The 20352-nt window shown below is 65.4% G+C and carries 17 protein-coding genes and 1 riboswitch; of the genes, 11 read left to right on the plus strand and 6 right to left on the minus strand.

Translation table 11 applies throughout. The annotated features are described in order from the left end of the window. Positions 1-73: 73 nt before the first annotated feature. On the minus strand, positions 74-1615 hold the full coding sequence (locus tag UNPF46_RS19515) for a bifunctional AfsR/SARP family transcriptional regulator/alpha/beta hydrolase (protein ID WP_142251071.1): 1542 nt from the start codon (positions 1613-1615) through the stop codon (positions 74-76). 147 nt (positions 1616-1762) lie between these two features. On the opposite strand from UNPF46_RS19515, the gene mddA reads away from it, so the two are divergent. The 3 genes from mddA to UNPF46_RS19530 are packed head-to-tail and all read left to right on the plus strand — an operon-like array spanning position 1763 to position 4270. Then, the gene (gene mddA, locus UNPF46_RS19520) at positions 1763-2533 is read left to right on the plus strand and encodes a methanethiol S-methyltransferase (RefSeq protein WP_142251072.1); all 771 of its coding nucleotides are present in this window, start codon (positions 1763-1765) and stop codon (positions 2531-2533) included. Next, entirely contained in the window at positions 2530-3507 is a 978-nt protein-coding gene (locus UNPF46_RS19525) for an NADPH:quinone oxidoreductase family protein (protein ID WP_142251073.1), read from the plus strand. Before mddA ends, UNPF46_RS19525 begins: the two co-directional genes overlap by 4 nt. A gap of 10 nt (positions 3508-3517) precedes the next feature. Further along, positions 3518-4270 (plus strand): PaaI family thioesterase, encoded by a 753-nt coding sequence (locus tag UNPF46_RS19530; protein ID WP_142251074.1) that lies wholly within the window; start codon positions 3518-3520, stop codon positions 4268-4270. Positions 4271-4304: 34 nt separating this feature from the next. On the opposite strand, the gene UNPF46_RS19535 is transcribed toward UNPF46_RS19530, so the two are convergent. Beyond that, positions 4305-5198, minus strand: a complete 894-nt coding sequence (locus UNPF46_RS19535; protein WP_142251075.1) for a LysR family transcriptional regulator — start codon at positions 5196-5198, stop codon at positions 4305-4307. 115 nt (positions 5199-5313) lie between these two features. On the opposite strand from UNPF46_RS19535, the gene UNPF46_RS19540 reads away from it, so the two are divergent. The 4 genes from UNPF46_RS19540 to UNPF46_RS19555 all read left to right on the plus strand — a co-directional run bounded on the left by UNPF46_RS19540 (position 5314) and on the right by UNPF46_RS19555 (position 9733). Then, positions 5314-6066, plus strand: coding sequence for an SDR family NAD(P)-dependent oxidoreductase (locus UNPF46_RS19540; RefSeq protein WP_142251076.1), 753 nt, complete (start codon positions 5314-5316; stop codon positions 6064-6066). A 35-nt stretch (positions 6067-6101) separates the two neighbouring features. Next, the gene (locus tag UNPF46_RS19545; RefSeq protein ID WP_142251077.1) at positions 6102-6485 is read left to right on the plus strand and encodes a nuclear transport factor 2 family protein; all 384 of its coding nucleotides are present in this window, start codon (positions 6102-6104) and stop codon (positions 6483-6485) included. Between the two features lie 247 nt (positions 6486-6732). Next, positions 6733-7908, plus strand: a complete 1176-nt coding sequence (locus UNPF46_RS19550) for a GGDEF domain-containing protein (RefSeq protein ID WP_142251078.1) — start codon at positions 6733-6735, stop codon at positions 7906-7908. A 121-nt stretch (positions 7909-8029) separates the two neighbouring features. After that, positions 8030-9733, plus strand: a complete 1704-nt coding sequence (locus UNPF46_RS19555) for an amidohydrolase (RefSeq protein WP_142251079.1) — start codon at positions 8030-8032, stop codon at positions 9731-9733. Positions 9734-9749: 16 nt separating this feature from the next. Here the strand turns inward: UNPF46_RS19555 and UNPF46_RS19560 are convergent, their stop codons facing one another. Then, positions 9750-11030 carry a tetratricopeptide repeat protein gene (locus UNPF46_RS19560; protein WP_142251080.1) on the minus strand — a complete coding sequence of 427 codons (1281 nt, stop codon included), beginning with the start codon at positions 11028-11030 and terminating at the stop codon, positions 9750-9752. Between the two features lie 142 nt (positions 11031-11172). Then, the gene (locus tag UNPF46_RS19565; RefSeq protein ID WP_100176644.1) at positions 11173-12372 is read right to left on the minus strand and encodes a TrmJ/YjtD family RNA methyltransferase; all 1200 of its coding nucleotides are present in this window, start codon (positions 12370-12372) and stop codon (positions 11173-11175) included. A gap of 348 nt (positions 12373-12720) precedes the next feature. Here UNPF46_RS19565 and UNPF46_RS19570 point away from each other — a divergent pair, with 348 nt between their 5' ends. The 3 genes from UNPF46_RS19570 to UNPF46_RS19580 all read left to right on the plus strand — a co-directional run bounded on the left by UNPF46_RS19570 (position 12721) and on the right by UNPF46_RS19580 (position 14823). Continuing rightward, complete coding sequence (locus tag UNPF46_RS19570; protein ID WP_100176643.1) at positions 12721-13935, plus strand: NADP-dependent isocitrate dehydrogenase; 1215 nt, start codon at positions 12721-12723, stop codon at positions 13933-13935. Positions 13936-14032: 97 nt separating this feature from the next. Next, positions 14033-14533 (plus strand): DUF3455 domain-containing protein, encoded by a 501-nt coding sequence (locus UNPF46_RS19575; RefSeq protein WP_142251081.1) that lies wholly within the window; start codon positions 14033-14035, stop codon positions 14531-14533. A gap of 5 nt (positions 14534-14538) precedes the next feature. Next, positions 14539-14823 carry a DUF3303 domain-containing protein gene (locus UNPF46_RS19580; RefSeq protein WP_142251082.1) on the plus strand — a complete coding sequence of 95 codons (285 nt, stop codon included), beginning with the start codon at positions 14539-14541 and terminating at the stop codon, positions 14821-14823. A 3-nt stretch (positions 14824-14826) separates the two neighbouring features. Here UNPF46_RS19580 and UNPF46_RS19585 read toward each other — a convergent pair whose 3' ends face one another. Together UNPF46_RS19585 and alaS are read right to left on the minus strand one after the other, a co-directional pair. Beyond that, the gene (locus UNPF46_RS19585) at positions 14827-16056 is read right to left on the minus strand and encodes a cyclic nucleotide-gated ion channel (protein WP_142251083.1); all 1230 of its coding nucleotides are present in this window, start codon (positions 16054-16056) and stop codon (positions 14827-14829) included. A gap of 5 nt (positions 16057-16061) precedes the next feature. After that, positions 16062-18743: an alanine--tRNA ligase gene (gene alaS / locus UNPF46_RS19590; RefSeq protein WP_181770015.1), complete on the minus strand. Its 2682-nt coding sequence runs from the start codon at positions 18741-18743 to the stop codon at positions 16062-16064. A 221-nt stretch (positions 18744-18964) separates the two neighbouring features. After that, positions 18965-19055, plus strand: a riboswitch (glycine riboswitch). 146 nt (positions 19056-19201) lie between these two features. On the opposite strand from alaS, the gene gcvT reads away from it, so the two are divergent. After that, the gene (gcvT, locus tag UNPF46_RS19595; RefSeq protein WP_142251085.1) at positions 19202-20350 is read left to right on the plus strand and encodes a glycine cleavage system aminomethyltransferase GcvT; all 1149 of its coding nucleotides are present in this window, start codon (positions 19202-19204) and stop codon (positions 20348-20350) included. Positions 20351-20352: the final 2 nt, after the last annotated feature.

Here is a 20352-nt window from a genome sequence, read left to right on the forward strand (position 1 = left end):
TGGCGCAGAGCGCCGTGCCCACGATCTGCCTCTACATCGCGAGAATGCGCGGGCACGCTCCGCTTTGCCCACTCTACGAGATCCGTTTCATGAGTCCGTCGATCGCCTCCAGCACCGGCCGCTGGTCCCCCGCGAAGAACCAGTGATCATTGCCGTCGAGCTCGACGAACTCTGCACCCTTGATCCGGCTCGCGATGTCGCGGCCGGCCGCGATCCGCACGGCCTGGTCGCCGCGCCGGTGCAGCACCAGTGTCGGCACGGAGATCTCAGGCAGGAGATGCCGCACGTCGGCGTCACGAAAGGCCTCGAGCACGGCCGAGATGCCGCCGGGACTCGACGCGGCACGCAAGAGTCCGGCCCACCACGCGCGCGCCTGCGGATCATTGGCGAGGCTCGGCGCAAAAGTCTCGATTCCGACGGGACCGCCCCATTGCGCCACGAGTTGCTTGCTCCAGGCGTCATACTGGCTGGCGCGCAACGCATAAGGATAGTCCTGCGACCAGCAGCCCTTGGCCAGCGCACCGAACAGGATGAGCCCGGCCACGCGGCGCGGTTCGTCGACCGCAAATTTGATGCAGGCCGGCCCGCACTCGGAAGCCCCGAACAGCACGACGCGGCGCGCGTCCAGCGCGCGCAGCACGGTGCCGATATCCGCGGCGGTGACGTCGATGCCGGGCGCAGATCCAACCCGGTCCGACAACCCGATGCCGCGACGATCGAACACGATGAGACGCCCGAGCTTCATCAACGACGACAGAAAGGTCCGGCTCGCCGGATGCTCCCAGGCGCGCTCCACATGCGACACGAAGCCGGGCATCACCAGCATATCGAGGGGGCCGCTGCCATAGGTCTGGTAGGCCAGATGCACACCGTCGCCCTTCACGTAGCGCGTCATGGGGACGGCATGCGGCGCCGAAGCGGGGGTCATCAGCGCCTCGGTCTCGGCTTCCGGCGCAACGCCAAGCTCGTCCCGCAGCCGCTGTGTCAGGGCCGCGTGTTGACGCTCCGCCGTGCTGCGGTCGCCGGCCAGCAGCAGGCTGCGGATCAGATGCCGGCCATACACTTCGCTGAGCGGATCGAGCTCGACCAGACGATGCGCATGCACTGTGGCGGCAAAATGCTCGCCGGCGGCATTCTTGTCCTGCACAAGGCGCTCCAGCGCGTGCATCAGCCGGCCTCGCAGCGCCTCCCGGCGGAAGAACGCCCAATCGTCGAATTCTGGACAGTCCTCCGGAGCGAAGCCCGCCAGGAAGTCGCCCCGGTAGATCAGACAGGCCTGTTCGAACGCGCCGCGATCGCAGGCCTCCTCGAACAGATGCGAGTCGAGCTTCAGCTCGACGTCCGGTGACCATCGCAGACTGGTGCGGTCCGTCTCGAACACCGACTGGCCGAGCGTGAGCTCGACGCGGTGAAGCAGCCGCCGCAAGCGCGCAAGGCCCGTTTCACGGGGCGTCTCCGGCCAAAGCAGCGTGGCCATGATTTCGCGCGCCACGACGCCCTTGGCCTCCCCGAGATAGACCAGCAGCGCAAGCCCCTTGCGCAAGGCCAGCTTGATCGGGCGGCCATCGGCGTGGACCTCGGGGAACCCGAACGTCCTCAGCGAGAAAGCCGTCATCGAAATCCTCTTTTTCCGGCCCGCGTCTCCCGGGGGACGCGCAGGGGACGGTCCGGTGGGTACGGTCGGGCCAGGTCGAGCCTGCCCGCCGGCGGGCGCCCCGGCTCTGCATGCGGCACCGTCGCCATCGGCACAAGAGGAAAACCCATGTTCGCACGCCTCGCAATCCTGCTCTACGCAATCGTGAGCTATGCCATCTTCACGGTTTCATTTCTCTACGCGCTTGGTTTCGTCGGCAATTATGTCGTGCCGAAGTCCATCGACGTCGGCCCCGCTTCGAATGTGGTGGAAGCCATCGCCGTCAACCTGCTGCTGATGAGCCTGTTCGCCGTCCAGCACACCGTGATGGCGCGCCCGGCCTTCAAGCGATGGCTGGGCGAATTCATTCCCGCGGCCTGCCAGCGCAGCACCTATGTGTTGCTCTCCAGCCTGATCCTCCTCCTGCTGTTCTGGCAGTGGCGGCCGATCCCTGCACCGGTCTGGCAGGCGAGCGGAGTTGCGGCCTGGGTGCTGACCTCCGTGCATTGGCTCGGCTGGCTGATCGCGTTCGCCTCGACCCACATGATCGATCATTTCGATCTGTTCGGCTTGCGCCAGGCTGTTCTCGCGTGGCGCGGGGCCGAGATGACCGACCAGTCGTTCCGGACGCCCCTGCTCTACAAGATCGTGCGGCATCCGATCATGCTCGGTTTTCTGCTCGCGTTCTGGGCCACGCCCGCGATGACGGAAGGTCACCTGCTTTTCGCGCTCGCCAACACGGCCTACATCCTGGTCGCGTTGCAGTTCGAAGAGCGGGACCTGATCGCCGTGTTCGGCGCAACGTATCAGGAGTATCGCCGGCGCGTTCCGATGCTGGTGCCGGGCCTCCTCGCACGCCGCCGCAACGAAGATCGTCGGCCTGTCGGAGCGCCGCGATGAAAGCCATTCTGTGCCACGCATTCACCGGCCCCGGCGATTTGCGTCTCGGCGAGATTGCCGAGCCCCGGCCCGCCGCTGACGAGATTCTCATCGACGTTCATGCAGCGTCGGTAAGCTTCATGGACCAGCTGCTGGTTTCCGGTCTCTACCAGTTGCGGCCGCCGACGCCTTTCGTACCCGGCACGGAAGCCTCCGGAACCGTCGTCGCAACGGGCGACAAGGTGACGAAATTCGCGCCCGGCGATCGTGTGGCCTGCAGCAGCTGGACCGGCGGCTACGCCGAACGGATGATCGCGAAGGAATCCAAGTGCGTCCGCCTGCCTGACGGAGTTGCGTTCGAAGCGGCGGCCACGGTGCTGCACAATTACGGCACGGCCCATTATGCGCTGGTCGAGCGGGCACGCGCGGCGCGGGATGAGACGCTGCTCGTCACCGGCGCTGCCGGCGGGGTCGGGCTTGCCGCGGTCGATCTTGGCCGTCACCTCGGCCTGCGTGTCGTCGCCGGTGTCGGCTCCGACGACAAGGCGGCCCTGGTGCGCGATTACGGCGCCAGCGAGGTCATCAACTATCGCAGCGGAGATCTGCGGGAGCGGATCAAGTCGATCACATCAGGAGAAGGCATCGATATCGGCTTCGACAATGTCGGTGGCGCGATCTTCGAGCAGATGGCGAGACTGATGAGATGGGGCGGACGGCTGCTGCCGATCGGCTTCACCGGCGGCGAGATTCCATCCCTCCCGATGAACCTGCCGCTGCTGAAGAACTATTCCATCGTCGGTGTCTTTGCCGGTGCCTGGGCGGAGAAATTTCCCGATGAAGCCGCGCGGATGAACGACACGCTGATGCAATTGCTGGCCGGCGGGCAAATCCGCCCCCATATCGACCGCATCCTCCCTTTGGAGGAAGCCGGCAACGCCATGCGCGCCGTGGCTGGCCGCACGGTTCAGGGGCGAATTGTGCTCAGGATCAGGTAGAGTGCGCGCCATGACGGAGATCATCATCGACAAGCGCTATTGCGGCCCGCCGAACTCCGGCAATGGCGGCTATGTCTGCGGCCGGCTCGCCCGTCACATCCCCTCGGCTGCGGAAGTGACGCTGCGCGCACCGCCTCCCCTCGACAAGCCGCTCGATGCAATCGCGCGGGACGACGGCACATGGGAGCTTCGCGACGCCGGCAAGACCGTCGCCACCGGCCGCGCCGTGAGCTTCGAGCTTGCGCAGGTCGAGACAGCGACCTTGCCGGAAGCGCGCGCGGCCGAATTGCTGGCGCTGTTCAGGCCAGACGAGCATCCGCTGCCACACTGTTTCGTCTGCGGGCCCGCAAGGAAAGAAGGCGACGGCCTGCGCATCTTCGCCGGCCCGCTCAACCGTCGTGGACAGACTCCCGTTCTCGCCGCGAGCTGGGCGCCCGATCCGAATCTCGCCGCCGAGGATGGCCTCATCGCACCCGAATTCCTCTGGTCCGCGCTCGACTGCCCCACCGGCTTTGCCTGCAATTACGATCAGCAGAGCTCGAGCTTCGAGAAGACCCCGCTCCTGCTCGGACGGATGTCAGCCCGCATCGAAGCCCGGCCCCGCCCCGATGAGCCCTGCATCATCACGGCCTGGCCCACCGGCCGCGACGGCCGCAAGCGCACGGCCGATGCCGCGCTCCATGATGAAGCCGGGAGGCTGCTGGCCGTGGCTCGCACGACCTGGATCGCGGTGGAGCGCGAGGTGCAGCTCGGGCACGGCTGATACAAATTCGTTTCCGCAGGATGACAAGACCGCACTACGCCAACGTCTTGGAGAAACCCGCCGCAAGATGATCGATTAGAGCGCGCACGGCCCTCGGCAGACCTCGTCGTGTCGTGAACACGAGATGCACGATGCCCTGGTGACCGCGCCAGTCTGACAGCACATGGACGAGCTTGCCCTGATCGAGCGCCTCCCGGCAGAGGTGATCCGGCAGCAGTGCGATACCGAGACCGGCGACCGCCGCATCACGCACGGCGCTGAAGTCACCGCATCCCATCCGCGGCTCGTGCCTGTGGATACGAGCTTGCCCGTCATTCGTTTCCAAATGCCATTCGACCATCGCGTCGTCATCGGACGTCGCGAGCGTCGGAAGCGCAGCAAGATCGTCGAGAGTTCGCAGCCGGCTTGCCAATTGCGGGCTTGCGACGAGGATCCGCATCGAAGTGCCCAGCGTCCGCATCGTGAGTGCCGCGTCGCCGACGAGCACAGAACGGACCCGCAGGGCCACGTCGATCCGCTCCTCGATCAGGTCCACGGGCCGGTCGATGGCGACGAGTTGCAGGCGTACCTTGGGATACCGCGTCAGGAAGCTCGTCACGAGTCCGGACATCTCCCCGACCATGCCGGTCGGACAGCTGAAACGAATGCGACCGTGCGGCTCGGCCTGCGCTTGCATGACCAGCGCCTCGGCCTGCTCGGCCTCCGCCATGATGGCCCGACAACGCTCGTAGAAGGCCTGGCCCACCTCGGTGACGCGAAAGCGTCGACTTGAGCGTTCGATCAGGCGCAATCCCAGGCGTTCCTCCAGCCCGGCAATCCGCCGGCTCAGCTTTGATTTGGGCTCGCGCAGCGCCCTTCCTGCCGCGGCAAATCCACCGTGCCCGACCACCTCGGCAAAATAGGCAAAGTCGTTCAAATCAGCTTTCATCGTTCCTCCCATAGAACGCTAAGTACCAGATTTGCGTTCTACCGGCACCATCGTTCCGAAAGCATATACGAAAAGCGACGGCGCTTTTGCCGGGAGCTTCCAAAGGAGACGGACGATGACGAACAGGTTCAACAACAAGGTCGTGGTGGTGACCGGCGGCACCAGCGGCATCGGCCTCGCCACCGCAAAGGCTTTTGCGGCCGAGGGCGCCTCGGTGTTCATCACCGGTCGCCGCCAGGACACTCTGGACGCGGCGGTGAAGTCGATCGGCGGCCGCGTGACCGGCGTGCAGGGCGACATGGCCGTCCTTGCCGACATCGACCGGCTCTACGACGCTGTTCAGAAAAAGCATCAGCAGATCGACGTGATCTTCGCCAATGCCGGCGGCGGCGAGTTCGCACCGCTCGGCGCGATCACGGAGGAGCACTATCGACGCACGTTCGACACCAACGTGAAGGGCGTCCTCTTCACCGTGCAAAAGGCGCTGCCCTTGCTCCGCGACGGCGCTTCGATCGTCCTGAACGCATCGACCACGAGCGTGTCGGGGACACCGGCCTTCAGCGTCTATTCGGCGACCAAGGCCGCCGTCCGCAACTTCGCGCGCAACTGGATCCTCGATCTGAAGGACCGGCGCATCCGCGTCAACGCGGTCAGCCCCGGCGTGACTGAGACGCCCGCGTTGAACCATCTGTTCGGCGGCGGTGAGCAGGCCGAAGGCACCAAGTCATATCTGGCGGGACTCATCCCGGCCGGCCGCGTCGGCCAGCCCGAGGAGATCGCCAAGGCCGTGCTGTTCCTCGCCTCCGACGACGCAAGCTTCGTCAACGGCGTCGAGCTGTTCGTCGACGGCGGTCAGGTTCAGATCTGAACGGACCTTGCACAGGATCAATCACGGAAATGCCAATGACCCAGACAAATGAATCGGCGGATCGCATCCACGAGCTCCTTCGCCGCAACCTTCAGGAAGTCTTCGGCGAGGGCGACGCAAAGCGCCGCCGCGCCGCAATCGACGAGCTCTGGACGGAGAACCCCACTCTGTATGTCCCGCCCGGCGTGATTGCCGGCCGCGACGCGATCGACAAGTTCGCCGGCGATCTGCGCGGCACGCATCCACACTTCGTCTACACGCCGACGGGCGAACCGCAGGCGCTTCACAATGCAGGACGGTTGGCCTGGAGATCTGGCCCCCGCGGCGAGGATCCCGACTACACCGGATGGGACGTCATCATCGTGGAGAGCGGCAGGATCGCCGCACTCTATGTGTTTCTCGACCAGCCCGCGACGTGAACGCTGCCTCGCGCTTCCCTGCCTCCGCAAGGTTGATCGGCATGGTGGCACGCCCAGCTTCGGCCGCCGGACATTCCGTCCGGCGGCAAGGCGAACCGCGTGAATTTACCTTCCATGAAGCACGGCTTGCGATCGGGGAACCCTGTAAACACGGCTTTAGGCCCCCCTGCGCCTTATCATCCGCCGGACAAGGGGATTTGGGATGCGGTCCGACGCTGGACGATATAGCTTGCCACGCTGGCGCCTGATGCGGTGGTTGACGGACGTCGGCCCCGACGTACCGGCCGACATTCGTGCGGCCCTCATCGCCCAACTCTTCGGTGCGGTCCCGATCTTTGCCGGCGGCGCCATCAATTCGGTCGCGATCGCGGCCATCATCGCCTATCGACAGCAGACGGCGCCGCTCATTGCCTGGTTCGTGCTTGAACTCGTGATTTGCCTGGCGCGTCTCGCGATCCTGCTCGCAGCGCATCGCGCGATCCGGCTGCACCGGCCGACCCCGACCGATCTTCATCTCCTGTTCTCGATGGCCTGGAGCCTGAGCCTCGGCCTCGGCGCGATGGCGAGCATCGCGAGCGGCGACTGGCTCGTGGCGATGCTTGCTTGCATGTCCACGGCGGCGATGATCGGCGGCATCTGCTTCCGCAATTTCGGTGCGCCGCGATTTGCCGGGCTCATGATCCTGATCAGTCTCGGCCCGATCGCCGTCTACATCCCGTTTCTCGGCGAGCCGGTGTTGTACATCATGATCTATCAGATCCCGATGTATCTCGCGGCCATGGCCGGCGCGGCCTTCCGGCTGAACCGGATGCTGATCACGACCATGCGGGCCGAGCGCGAGAACAGCCACCGCGCGGACCACGATGCACTCACCGGGCTCTTGAACCGCGCCGGATTCCTCGATGCGTTGGAGGCGAAGCTCGCGCGCCCGCTTCGCGAAGACCGTCCCTTTGCGCTGTTCTTCTCCGACCTCGACGCGTTCAAGCCGATCAACGACACGTTCGGACATGCAGCCGGCGATCAGGTGCTCAAGGTGGTCGCCGAGCGGCTGCGCAAGGCGGTGCCCGGAGGCGCAGCCGTGGCGCGGATGGGCGGCGACGAATTCGTCGCGCTGGTCGATGGCATCACGGCCGATCAGGCGCTGGCGATGGGACAACGCATCGTCGACGAGATCGCAGCCCCCTGCCAGATCGATGGCGAGACCCCTGTCACCATTGGTGCGAGCGTCGGCATCGCATTGGCGCCCGATCACGGATCTCAGGTCGACGAATTGCTCGTGGTCGCGGATATGGCCCTCTACGCGGCGAAATCCGGCGGCAAGTCACGCTGCTGCCTGGCCGGGCTCGATATCGGCCTGACCGCGCTGTGCCGGCTTCAGCACAATGGCAGGCGGCCTGCGAATGCGGCCAGCGTCGCCGCCTGAGCCGCAAGCGCACCCCTTTGCCCACTATGTGGAGCCTCAAGCCGTCGAGCGGCGTTGAACCCGCGGTTGATCAAAGATACGCTCGCAAATGTTGGTCAACCGACAGCGCCAGGGGGACGCGATGGTTCGCGAGTTTGCGGCATTTGCAATCGTTGCCACGGTCAGTTGGATCTCTGGCCTCGCATCCGCCGCCGGCCAGCAGCGGGAGTTCAACGCGCCCGATCTGGTGATCCTCAACGGAAAGGTTCTGACGCTGGATGACCGGTCCACGGTCACGGAGGCCGTGGCCGTCGCGGATGGCAGGATCGTCGCAACGGGGACCAGCGCTTCGATCAGATCGCTTGCCGGCGCTCAGACCCGCGCGCTCGACGTATCAGGCAAGACCGTCATTCCCGGGTTGATCGATACGCACGCTCACTTCAAGGCCGCTGGTCTGGGCGACTATGTCGTCATCATGGGCCGCGCCAAGACCGTCGCCGAAGCGCTCGAGGCCATCAAGTCGTTCGCTGCGAAGAGGAAGCCGGGCGAGTGGATCGTGGGTGGCGCGTGGCATCCACCGTCTCAACTGGCCGAGAAGCGCTACCTGACGCGGCAGGAGATCGACAGCGTGGCGCCGGACAACCCGGTCTATCTCCGCACCGTCGGGCATTTCTCGATGGCCAACACCATGGCACTGCAGCGGGTCGGGGTCGACAAGACCACCGAGGATCCGAGTGGTGGAAAGTTCGAGCGCGATGCGGCCGGCGAGTTGACCGGCCTGCTGGTGGAGACGGCGATCGACCGGGTCGAGAAGGCCGTGCCGCCCTGGACGGAAGACGACGAAATGCGGCAATTCACCATTGCCGAAGGCGTGCTGAACAGCTTCGGCATCACCAGTGCGATCGAAGGCGCGACAGAGCCACGCGATATTCGCACGCTGCAGAAGTTTGTCGCATCCGGCAAAGCCACCTCGCGCACCGGTGTGATGTTTCGACCTGAGCCTCCGGCCGATCTGACCGCATGGGAAGCGATCATGTCGGGCAACGGAGCCTCTTCGGGCTTCGGCGACGATTGGCTCAAATTCGCCGGCATCAAGATCTTCTACGACGGCGGCATGACGTTGAAGACGGCGCTCATGCGCGAGGTGTATCCGGATTCACATGACAACTACCATGGCATCGCGCAGCAGACGCCCGAGCGGCTGAAGCAACTCATCTCCATCTGCAACCGGTATGACTGGCGCGTCGGTGTTCACGTCGTGGGCGACCTCGGTATCGACCAGGTGCTCGATGCGTTCGAGGCCGTGGATAAGGAAAAATCGATCCGCGACCGGCGCTTCGTCCTCATTCACGCCAGCCTGATCCGGCCGGAGCAGATGGAACGTGCGCAAAGGCTGGGCGTCCGCATCGATTTCCAGAACGTTTTCATGTGGGACAAGGCAGCGACCGTCGAACGTTTTCTCGGGAAAGCGATCGCCGACCGCGCCGTGCCGACCAGGACGTTGATCGAAAAAATGGGGCTCGACAACCTCGGCGCCGGGACGGATTTTCCCGTCAACCCGATCAACCCCTTCCTCAACATGTACATCATGGTGACCAGGAAGGACCCCGCCGGAAACGTCTACGGCGCGACGGAAGCCATCACCCGCGAGCAGGCCCTGCGCCTCTACACCAGTGCGGCCTCGCGCTACACCTTCGATGAAGCGCGCAAAGGGACCATCGAGCCCGGAAAGCTTGCGGACATGGTCGTGCTCTCCGCCGACTACACGGCCGTGCCGGAGGAGCAGATCAAGGACATCAAGGCGGACATGACCCTGGTCGGCGGCAAGGTTGTCTTTCAGCGCTGAGCCGGTGCGGAGGCAGCTATTGCATCGGACGTGAATCGCTGCCGGGTTTCGTCTCGAGCTTGTGAAGTTCTGCCTTGGCTGCAGCCCATTCCAAAAAGCGCTTCGGACATTCGTCCGCGGCGGCGCGCAGCAGCCGTACGGCTTGATCAGCTCCCTGCTCCAGCTCGCCGGCATAGAAGTTCGCTTCGCAGAGCCGCTCCCTTGTCTTTTGCACGGAATTGTCTTGCGCAGACGCGAGCAAGGCTTCGAAACTTATCTCGCCCAGGAAGAAGCTAAGGATGGGCGCGGGCCAACGAGACGGGTCGAGCAGCTTTACACCTTCACCGAGCTCACTCCCGCTGCCGCTCTTTCGTTGGGCGAGATCGAACCACAGCTGCGTATAGGCATCCTTCCGATCCAGTTCGTTCGATCGACGGAGGTCGGCAAGTGCCTCCGTCAGATGGCCGGACTGGAAGTGGATGGCCCCACGCAAGCGATGGAATCCGGGGTTATTGGAATTGATCTCGATGGCCATGTCGAGGTTCGACAAAGCCTTTTCCAGATCGCCTCGGACCTGAAAAGCCCTGGCGCGACCGACATAGGGCCGCGGGTCCTTCGGGGTGAGCTGGACCGCGCGGTCGAAGTCGGCCAATGCAAGATCAATCTGGCCGCGCGCGAGATAGATGTCGGCCCGGCAGAATTGGCCAATCCAATGGTCTGGGCCGATCTCGATCGCCCGCGCACAATCGGCCAAGGCGCGATCCGGCTCGCCCTTTGTCTCATAGGCAAAGCTGCGACCGATATAGGCATGGACATTGTCCGGATGGATCAGAAGGGCACGGTCATAGTCGGCGATGGCGCGATCGACATCGTCGTTCGCGTACAGCCGCGCACGCCCAAGATACGCATAGGTATTCCTGGGATCGAGCCCGATGACCTTGTCGTAATCCGCAAGCGCGGCTTCGTTGTCGCGTCTCTGGACGTATATGGAAGCACGATTAAGTCGCGCATTCACATTGCCCGGATCGCGCTCGATGATCTGGTCGTAGTCCGCAAGCGCAAGATCGACCTCACCCTTCTGGCGGTAGAACATGGCGCGGCGGAAGCGCGCCATGACGACACCTTGCTGCATGCCGGTCGCCGACTGGATAATGGCGGTGCAGCCCGCAATGCGGTCGTCAACGCTGAGATTGCCGACGGCGTTGCACTTGGAGGGCAAAGGCATTTCGGCGCGGGCGCCTGATATCAGGACGATCAGCGCCACAACACCGAAGCTTGCTGCCGCACAGGCTTGTGCGCGGCCGACGGTCCCAAACATGTCGTTCCCACTCAATTGCCGGGAACGACATAGCAATCGATCCTGTCTCTGCACAGCCCTTGGTTGAAGCCGTGTACAGAGCGGGAGTCGTTTGGCCCAAACGCTCAAGCCGGCTCCCCGCACCCTGCCAGACTTGCGCGACCTACGCGCCCTGCTCCATCATCCCCTGCAGCCGCACCAGTTCCGCCTCCAGATCCCGCTCCACATCGGCCGCGCGGATGTCGAGCACCCGATAGTCCCGCGCCTCGAGCCAGCTCCGCCGTCCCGCACGATCGGCCGCGATCGCCTCGCCCTCGCCCGGGTTGACCAATTCGATCGCGATCCGGTGCGGGAAGGAGACGAAGTCGGGAATATGCCGCCCCACCGGCGTCTGACGCTTGAACTGGCCCGCAAAGCGGCGGTCGCGGGTCAGGGCCTGCCAGAGCAGGCGCTCGGCGTCGGTCGGGTTGCGGCGGAGCAGGCGGGCGAGGCCGCGCACGGTCGAGCCGCTGTCGGGGACGCCGCCACCCTGCCCGTGCTCGGCGAGCAGCGCGCGCAGGCGCGTGGCCTGCTCGCCGTCGAGCACGCCGCCCTTGGCCGGGCCCTTGCGCCCTTCCGCGATCGCCATGATCACCCCGTGCAGGGTGTGCATGTCCTGCTTGGTCGGCTCCATCCGGCTGAAGATGTTGCGCAGGTTGACCAGCATGGTGTCGCGCTTCTCGGCCGGGCGCAAAAACTCCACCTTGTCGAGCTCGCGGATGAGGTTGTCGAAGAAGGCCTGCATCTGGTGCTGCGAGGCGCGCTCGGAGCGCTCCGGCATGGCGTGCGGCAGCTCGCCCGACGTGGCGCGCTTGAACCATTCATAGCCGACCAGGAGCACGGCCTGGGCGAGGTTGAGCGAGGCAAACCCCGGATTGACCGGGAAGGTGATGATGCGGTTGGAGAGCCCGACCTCCTCATTGGTCAGTCCCCAGCGCTCGCGGCCGAACAGGATGCCGGCCTTGCCGCCGCTCGCGACGTGGCCGGATATCTCGGCCGCGGCGGCCTCAGGCCCCACCACCGGCTTGGCCTGGTCGTGGGGGCGCGCGGTGGTGGCAAACAGCAGGTCGAGGTCGGCGACCGCCTCTTCGACCGTGCCGAACAACTGGACCTTTTCCAGGATGTGGTCGGCACCGGCCGCGGCGCGCTGGGCCGCGATGTTGGGCCAGCCGTCCCTGGGGTTGACGATGCGCAGGGCGCCGAGCGCGAAATTGCCCATGGCGCGCGCGGCCATGCCGATGTTTTCGCCGAGCTGCGGCTCGACCAGGATCACGATGGGACCGTCGAGGGACAGGCCGGCCTTGCTCTTGTCAGTCCCCGACATCTCGTTTCGCCTTCACGCTGTCCCTCAAGGCCTTGGCAAGGCCGCCTCAGGAATTGATTCAAGCCGGTCACCAAGATCTCCTTGGGACCGGCTGCCCGTTCGCCTGTCGTTTGCCTGTCCTGACGAAATTCTCAAGGGAAATAACGGGTTGGAATCGACTTTTGAATCTCGTCTGAAGCCTGAGGCGCGCCCCGGCCTGGGGGCCGCTCCCCGCCCCTCGTCTGTGGAGGCTGGATGGGCTAAAAGTGCATAATCCCTTGGCTTTCGCCCGCCGCGTCTGGGTGCTATGAGGCGGCGGATATTCCCGTGGCGCGCCAAAAGCGCCGTTCCCAAGAGGCTCCCCCGATCATGGCAAAAATCAAGGTATCCAATCCCGTCGTCGAACTCGATGGCGACGAGATGACCCGGATCATCTGGCAGTACATCAAGGACAAGCTGATCACCCCGTTCCTGGATGTCGAGCTGATGTATTTCGACCTGGGCATGGAGTACCGCGACCACACCAACGATCAGGTCACCATCGACGCCGCCGAGGCGATCAAGAAAGTCGGCGTCGGCGTCAAATGCGCCACCATCACCCCGGACGAGGCCCGGGTGAAGGAGTTCAACCTCAAGCAGATGTGGAAGTCGCCGAACGGCACCATCCGCAACATCCTCGGCGGCGTGATCTTCCGCGAGCCGATCATCTGCAAGAACGTGCCGCGCCTGGTTCCCGGCTGGACCAAGCCGATCATCATCGGCCGCCACGCCTATGGCGACCAGTACCGCGCCACCGACTTCAAGTTCCCGGGCAAGGGCACCCTGTCGATGAAGTTCGTCGGCGAGGACGGCACCGTGATCGAGAAGGAAGTGTTCAAGGCGCCGGGCGCCGGTGTCGCCATGGAGATGTACAATCTCGACGACTCCATCATCGACTTCGCCCGCGCCTCGCTCAATTACGGCCTGCTGCGCAACTACCCGGTCTATCTCTCGACCAAGAACACGATTCTGAAGGTCTATGACGGCCGCTTCAAGGACATCTTCCAGGACATCTACGACCGCGAGTTCAAGAAGGAATTCGAGGCCAAGGGCCTGACCTACGAGCACCGCCTGATCGACGACATGGTGGCCTCGGCGCTGAAATGGTCCGGCGGTTACGTCTGGGCCTGCAAGAACTACGACGGCGACGTGCAGTCCGACACGGTCGCGCAGGGCTACGGCTCGCTCGGCCTGATGACCTCGGTGCTGCTCACCCCCGACGGCAAGACCGTCGAGGCGGAAGCTGCCCACGGCACCGTGACCCGCCACTACCGCGAGCACCAGAAGGGCAAGGAGACCTCGACCAACTCGATCGCGTCGATCTTCGCCTGGACCCGTGGCCTCGCCCACCGCGCCAAGCTCGACAACAACGCCGAGCTCGCCAAGTTCGCCAATACCCTGGAGAAGGTCTGCGTCGACACCGTCGAGGCCGGCTACATGACCAAGGACCTCGCGCTGCTGGTCGGCGCCGACCAGCGCTGGCTCTCGACCACCGGCTTCCTGGACAAGGTCGCCGAGAACCTCGGGAAAGCGCTGGCGGCCTGAGCCGTCCGCAATTTCGCCCGACTGGGCCAGACATCATCGCGGGCCGCGCAACAGCGCGGCCCGTTTTCTTTTTGGGACCTTGCCCGGAGATGCCACCATGTTGATCAAGCTTGCCGGCCCCACAATGCTGCTCGCGGCCCTGATCGGGCCGGCGGGGGCTGCAGAACCGCTTCCCGACGCCATCGCCGCACCGGGCGAGAGCGTCGTGCTCAGCGTCCACGCCGAGGGCGCGCAGGTCTACGAATGCAAGGCCGGTAGCGACGGCAAGCTCGCCTGGGCCTTCCGCGAGCCGATCGCGACGCTGCTGTCCGAGGGCAAGACAGTCGGGCGCCATTATGCCGGACCAAACTGGGAAGCTGCCGACGGCAGCGCCGTCGTCGGCAAGGCGATCGGCAACGCGCCGGGCACCACCGCGGCCGATATCCCCTGGCTGAAGCTGGAAGTGACCGCCCACCGCGGCAGCGGCACGCTGACGCCGGTCGACACAGTCCAGCGCATCAACACCCAGGGCGGCAAGCTGGACGGCGCGTGCGACAAGGCCGGCGAGTTCAGAAGCTCGCCCTACTCCGCCGATTACGTCTTCCTGAAGAAGGGCTGAGACCGATGCTCTTCATGGTGATCGAACGCTTCAGGGACCGCGACCCCATTCCGGTCTATCGCCGCGTCCGCGACGAAGGCGTCAAATTCCCGGACGGCCTGAAATATCACGGCAGCTGGATCGAGCCGAATTTCGACCGCTGCTTCCAGTTGATGGAATGCGACGACGCGCGCCTGCTGCAGGAATGGGTGCTGAACTGCCAGGGCAATGGCATGACCTTCGAGATCGTGCCCGTGGTGCCCAGCAAGGAGACGCGCGAGGTCGTCGCGCCCTTCCTCGACCGGAGCTGAGCGCTACGTAGCCGGACCCTCGTCCTGTTCCGCCTGTGCCAGCTCCGCCAGCGCGAGATCCCCGGTGTCGGCGAGCCGGGCCTTGGCGGTGGTGTGGACGTGATCGGCCAGCGTCGGCATGCGCGCGATCAGGGCGTGGAAATCCTGGGCGTCGAGCACCAGGAGGCGCGTCTTGCGCGTCGCCGTCACCGTGCCGCTGCGTTTTGTCTTGTGCAGCAGCGCGATCTCGCCGAAGAAGGTACCGTCGCTGAGGCGCACATGCTGGCTCGGCAGCGCGATCTCGACCTCGCCGGCGGTGATGAAGTACATCGACGAGGCCGTATCCCCCCGTCGCACCAGGATCTCGCCCTGCTCGACCGTGCGCGCGCGCAACAGCCGCATGATGTCGGCGATCTCGGCGGCCGACAGATGCGAGAACAGCGGCACCCGCGCCAGCATGCCCCAGGTGACGACGAAGTCGCGCCGCTTCACCTCTTCGGCGAAGGCGGTGGAGATGATCGCAACCGGCAGCGCGATCATCGCAAAGCCTGAGATGATGGCGAAGGTCGAGACGAGCTTGCCGAGCGGCGTCACCGGCACGACGTCGCCGTAGCCGACGGTGCCGAGCGTCACGATCGCCCACCACATCGCCTGCGGGATGGTGCCGAGCTTGTCCGGCTGCACGTCGCGCTCGATAGCGTAGAGCAGCGAGGCGAACGTCAGCACCGCGCCGATCAGAATCACGATGCAGCCGATCAGCGCGCGCCGCTCGGCATGCACGGCGGCGAGCAGCGAGCGCATCGCCGGCGAATAGCGGATCAGCTTGAAGAACGGCAGCATGCCGAGGGCTGCCAGCGTCGCGTGCCGGCCGGTGGCGAGCACGATTGCTCCAGGCAGGAACGCCATGAGGTCGATGATGCCGAGCGTCGACAAGGCATAGCCGAGCCGGTCGGACAGTGCCGAGCCCTTGCGCTGGGTGTGTCCCGCCACGGTCCATAACCGCGCCAGATATTCCAGCGCGAACACCATCAGGGACAGGATGGTGACGGCCTCGAACAGCGTGCCGAATTGCGCGTCGAGCTCCGGCACCGAGGTGAGGATCATCGTGACGACGTTGAGCACGATGACGCCGATGATGAACTTGATGAAGCGCGACCCGGCCGAATAGGCCAGCGGGTCGTGCTCCAGCAATTCGTAGAGGCGATCCCGAAGATCGGGATCGCGAAGCCCACGCCCTCGCGGAACGGGGCGCATGATCTTCAAGCGCCTGCCATCGCTTTTTCGATCGCGGCCAGCGCCTCGGTCGCCTTGGCCCCATCGGGGCCGCCGGCCTGCGCCATGTCCGGCCGGCCGCCGCCGCCCTTGCCGCCAAGCGCCTCGGAAGCGACGCGCACGAGGTTCACGGCGTTGAAGCGCGCGGTGAGGTCGGCGGTGACGCCGACCACGACGCCAGCCTTGCCATCCCCGGTGACGCCGACGATGGCGACCACGCCGGAGCCGATCTGCTTCTTGGCCTCGTCCGCAAGGCTCTTGAGATCCTTCATCTCGATGCCCTCGACCGCGCGCGCCATCAGCTTGACGTCGCCGACCTCACGCACGCCTGAAGCTGCGCCGTTGCCGCCGGCCGACGCACCGCCGCCCATCGCCAGCTTCTTGCGGGCGTCGGACAGCTCGCGCTCGAGCTTCTTGCGCTCCTCCATCAGGGCTGTGATGCGCGCCGGCACGTCGTCGAGCGAGGTGCGCAGCTCGTTCGCGGCGGTCTTCGCCAGCGCCATGGTGTCGTTGGCATGCCGGCGGGCGTAATTGCCGGTCAGCGCCTCGATGCGGCGCACGCCGGAGGCCACCGCGCTCTCGCTGGTGAGCGTGATCAGGCCGATATCGCCGGTGCGCCTGACATGGGTGCCGCCGCAGAGCTCGACCGACCAGCCGAGCGCGTTGGCGCCGCGCTCGCGCGCGGTCCTGCCCATCGAGACGACGCGGACCTCGTCGCCGTATTTCTCGCCGAACAGCGCGCGCGCGCCGGCTTCGCGGGCCTCGTCGACGCCCATGACGCGCGTGGTGACCTCGTCGTTCTCCAGCACCACGTCGTTGGCGATGTCCTCGACGCGGGCAAGCTCCTCCGCCGTGATCGGCTTGGGATGCACGAAGTCGAAACGCAGGCGGTCCGGCGCGACCATCGAGCCGCGCTGGGCAATGTGGTCGCCAAGCACCTGGCGCAACGCCTCGTGAATGAGATGCGTCGCCGAGTGATGTGCGCGGATCGACGAACGCCTGGAATGATCGACCTCGAGCTGCAGCGCGGTGCCGAGCTTCAGCTCGCCTTGCTCGACCTTGCCGATATGGACGAAGAGATCGCCGAGCTTCTTCTGCGTGTCGGTGACGCGGAACTTGATGCCGCCCTCGCCCGTGAGCACGCCGGTGTCGCCGACCTGGCCGCCGGACTCCGCGTAGAACGGCGTCTGGTTCAGCACGATCGCGCCCGTCTCGCCGGCCTTGAGGCTGGCAACTTCCGCACCATCCTTCACCAACGCCGACACCACGCCTTCGGCGCTCTCGGTCTCGTAGCCGAGGAATTCGGTCGCCCCCAGCTTCTCGCGCAACGGGAACCAGATCGCCTCGGAGGCCGCCTCGCCGGACCCCTTCCAGGACTCGCGCGCCTTGGCCTTCTGCCGCTCCATCGCGTCGGTGAACGCAGCCTGATCGACGCCGATGCCGCGCGACTTCAGCGCGTCCTGTGTCAGGTCGAGCGGGAAGCCATAGGTGTCGTACAGCGTGAAGGCGACGTCGCCGTCGAACATGTCGCCCTTCTTCAGGGACGCGCTCTTCTCGTCGAGGATGGCGAGGCCGCGCGACAGCGTCTTGCGGAAGCGGGTCTCTTCCAGGCGCAGCGTTTCCTCGATCAGATTCTCCGCGCGCATCAGATCGGGATAGGCCTGGCCCATCTCGCGCACCAGCGCCCAGACCAGCCGATGCATCAGCGGCTCTTTCGCGCCCAGCAACTGCGCATGGCGCATCGCGCGGCGCATGATCCGGCGCAGCACATAGCCGCGGCCCTCGTTCGAGGGCAGCACGCCGTCGGCGACCAGGAAGGCGGACGAGCGCAAATGGTCGGCGATGACGCGGAACGAGGCAACGTTCTGCTCGGTCGGCCCGCTGCCGAGCGCGGACGAGGTCGCGTCGATCAGGTGGCGGAACAGGTCGGTCTCGAACACGCTCTCGACGCCCTGCATGATGCAGGCCATGCGCTCCAGGCCCATGCCGGTGTCGATCGAGGGACGCGGCAGATCAACGCGCTCCTCTTTCGTCACCTGCTCGTATTGCATGAACACGAGATTCCAGAATTCGAGGAAACGATCGCCGTCTTCCTCCGGCGAGCCCGGAGGGCCGCCCCAGATGTGCTCGCCGCGGTCGATGAAGATCTCCGAGCACGGGCCGCACGGGCCGGTGTCGCCCATCGCCCAGAAATTGTCCGAGGTCGGAATGCGGATGATGCGGTCGTCGGAGAAGCCGGCGATCTTCTTCCAGAGCCCATGCGCCTCGTCGTCGGTGTGATAGACCGTGACGAGCAGCTTGTCCTTGTTGAGCCCGAACTCCTTGGTGATCAGCTTCCAGGCGAGCTCGATCGCGCGCTCCTTGAAGTAATCGCCGAACGAGAAGTTGCCGAGCATCTCGAAGAAGGTGAGATGGCGCGCGGTGTAGCCGACATTGTCGAGGTCGTTGTGCTTGCCGCCGGCGCGCACGCATTTCTGCGAGGTGGTGGCGCGCTGATAGGGCCGCTTCTCGACGCCGGTGAAGACGTTCTTGAACTGCACCATGCCGGCATTGGTGAACATCAGGGTCGGATCGTTGCGCGGCACCAATGGCGAGGACGGCACGATCTCGTGGCCGTTCTCGGCAAAGAAGTTCAGAAAGGTCGACCTGATCTCGTTGACGCCGCTCATGTTCATCCAATCGGGTGTGCTTGGACCCGCTTGACGCATCCAAACCGGTGATTCAGGCTGATATCTGCGGGTCAAAGCGCTTTTAGACAAGGCCAGCTTTCCTGTCCAGAAACTGTGCAGAGAGATCAGTGGGTTGCCGCAGGCGCGCAATCCCGTTGGATAGGGCGCGCGGACGCGTTGACAGGCTTGGCCGCCCTGTGGTCTTTACCCATCTGTATCGTACGGCCACGTCGGGAGAGACCGGCTTTAGGCAGCCGGCGCCGAAGGAGCAACCGCCCCGGAAACTCTCAGGCAAAAGGACCGCGTGGCTTTGACAGCATCTGGAAAGAGGCGCTGACGGGTGTAGACCCGGACCAGCGTCCGCCGACGGGATAATACTCTCAGGCACAGCGACAGATGGGGCTTCGACTGGTTTGTCTCGGGGAATCGTCCCCGGGGAACCGCCGAGGGCCCCTGAGATGCTTGCACGCGACGACCAAGACTCCCTGAAACGTACGCCCCTTCATGGGCTTCATGTCTCCCTGGGCGGCAAGATGGTGCCGTTCGCGGGCTATGACATGCCCGTGCAGTACCCCGCCGGCGTGCTGAAGGAGCACCTCCATACCCGGGCCTCCGCCGGCCTGTTCGACGTCTCCCACATGGGCCAGATCGCGCTCCGGCCGAAATCCGGCAAGGTGGAGGACGCCGCCCGCGCGCTGGAGCGGCTGGTGCCGCAGGACATCGTGGCGATCGCGCCGGGGCGGCAGCGCTACGCCCAGTTCACCAATGAAGATGGCGGCATTCTCGACGATCTCATGGTCGCCAATTTCGGCGATCACCTGTTCCTGGTCGTCAATGCCGCCTGCAAGGACGCCGACGAGGCGCATCTGCGCGCGAATCTCTCCGAGGACTGCATCGTCGATTCGCTCACCGACCGCGCGCTGATCGCGCTGCAGGGCCCGAAGGCGGAATCGGCGCTGGCGAAATTGTGTGCAGCGACGCCCGCCATGAAGTTCATGGATTCGGGCCCGCATGAGGTTGCCGGTCTCGCCTGCTTCGTGTCGCGCTCGGGCTACACCGGCGAGGACGGGTTCGAGATCTCAGTCCCCGCTGCGGACGCCGAGCGCCTCGCCAAGACGCTGCTCGAAAACCCCGATGTGCTGCCGATCGGCCTCGGGGCCCGCGACAGCCTGCGGCTGGAAGCCGGGCTCTGCCTCTATGGCCACGACATCGACACCGCGACCACGCCGGTCGAGGCCGCGCTGGAATGGTCGGTGCAGAAGAGCCGCCGCAGCGGCGGCGCGCGCGCCGGCGGCTTTCCCGGCGCGGAGAAGATTCTCGCCCATTTCGATCGGGGCGCATCCCGCCGCCGTGTCGGCCTGCGCGCGGAAGGGCGCGCACCGGTGCGCGAAGGCGCGCTGCTGTTTGCGGATGGGGCGGGCGGCGAGCCGATCGGACAAGTCACCTCGGGCGGCTTCGGCCCGAGCCTGAGTGCGCCGGTCGCAATGGGTTACGTGCCAACGCCTCTCGCCGCACTCGGCACGAAACTCTTCGCCGAGGTGCGCGGCCAGCGCCTGCCGCTCACTGTTGCCGCAATGCCCTTCGTCAAGAACACCTACAAACGCTGAGG

Origin of the sequence: Bradyrhizobium sp. UNPF46 (assembly GCF_006658625.1) — a bacterium.
In the GTDB taxonomy this organism is placed as follows: Bacteria; Pseudomonadota; Alphaproteobacteria; order Rhizobiales; family Xanthobacteraceae; genus Bradyrhizobium; species Bradyrhizobium nitroreducens.

What these genes read in the sequence shown, in the direction of transcription:
- UNPF46_RS19570 (WP_100176643.1), top strand. Translation starts at nt 12,721, where the DNA reads ATGGCAAAAATCAAGGTATCCAATCCCGTCGTCGAACTCGATGGCGAC.
- UNPF46_RS19525 (WP_142251073.1), top strand. Translation starts at nt 2,530, where the DNA reads ATGAAAGCCATTCTGTGCCACGCATTCACCGGCCCCGGCGATTTGCGT.
- mddA (WP_142251072.1), top strand. Translation starts at nt 1,763, where the DNA reads ATGTTCGCACGCCTCGCAATCCTGCTCTACGCAATCGTGAGCTATGCC.
- gcvT (WP_142251085.1), top strand. Translation starts at nt 19,202, where the DNA reads ATGCTTGCACGCGACGACCAAGACTCCCTGAAACGTACGCCCCTTCAT.
- UNPF46_RS19515 (WP_142251071.1), bottom strand. Translation starts at nt 1,615, where the DNA reads ATGACGGCTTTCTCGCTGAGGACGTTCGGGTTCCCCGAGGTCCACGCC.
- UNPF46_RS19545 (WP_142251077.1), top strand. Translation starts at nt 6,102, where the DNA reads ATGACCCAGACAAATGAATCGGCGGATCGCATCCACGAGCTCCTTCGC.
- alaS (WP_181770015.1), bottom strand. Translation starts at nt 18,743, where the DNA reads ATGAGCGGCGTCAACGAGATCAGGTCGACCTTTCTGAACTTCTTTGCC.
- UNPF46_RS19560 (WP_142251080.1), bottom strand. Translation starts at nt 11,030, where the DNA reads ATGTTTGGGACCGTCGGCCGCGCACAAGCCTGTGCGGCAGCAAGCTTC.
- UNPF46_RS19535 (WP_142251075.1), bottom strand. Translation starts at nt 5,198, where the DNA reads ATGAAAGCTGATTTGAACGACTTTGCCTATTTTGCCGAGGTGGTCGGG.
- UNPF46_RS19555 (WP_142251079.1), top strand. Translation starts at nt 8,030, where the DNA reads ATGGTTCGCGAGTTTGCGGCATTTGCAATCGTTGCCACGGTCAGTTGG.
- UNPF46_RS19565 (WP_100176644.1), bottom strand. Translation starts at nt 12,372, where the DNA reads ATGTCGGGGACTGACAAGAGCAAGGCCGGCCTGTCCCTCGACGGTCCC.
- UNPF46_RS19575 (WP_142251081.1), top strand. Translation starts at nt 14,033, where the DNA reads ATGTTGATCAAGCTTGCCGGCCCCACAATGCTGCTCGCGGCCCTGATC.
- UNPF46_RS19530 (WP_142251074.1), top strand. Translation starts at nt 3,518, where the DNA reads ATGACGGAGATCATCATCGACAAGCGCTATTGCGGCCCGCCGAACTCC.
- UNPF46_RS19585 (WP_142251083.1), bottom strand. Translation starts at nt 16,056, where the DNA reads ATGCGCCCCGTTCCGCGAGGGCGTGGGCTTCGCGATCCCGATCTTCGG.
- UNPF46_RS19580 (WP_142251082.1), top strand. Translation starts at nt 14,539, where the DNA reads ATGCTCTTCATGGTGATCGAACGCTTCAGGGACCGCGACCCCATTCCG.
- UNPF46_RS19540 (WP_142251076.1), top strand. Translation starts at nt 5,314, where the DNA reads ATGACGAACAGGTTCAACAACAAGGTCGTGGTGGTGACCGGCGGCACC.
- UNPF46_RS19550 (WP_142251078.1), top strand. Translation starts at nt 6,733, where the DNA reads ATGCGGTGGTTGACGGACGTCGGCCCCGACGTACCGGCCGACATTCGT.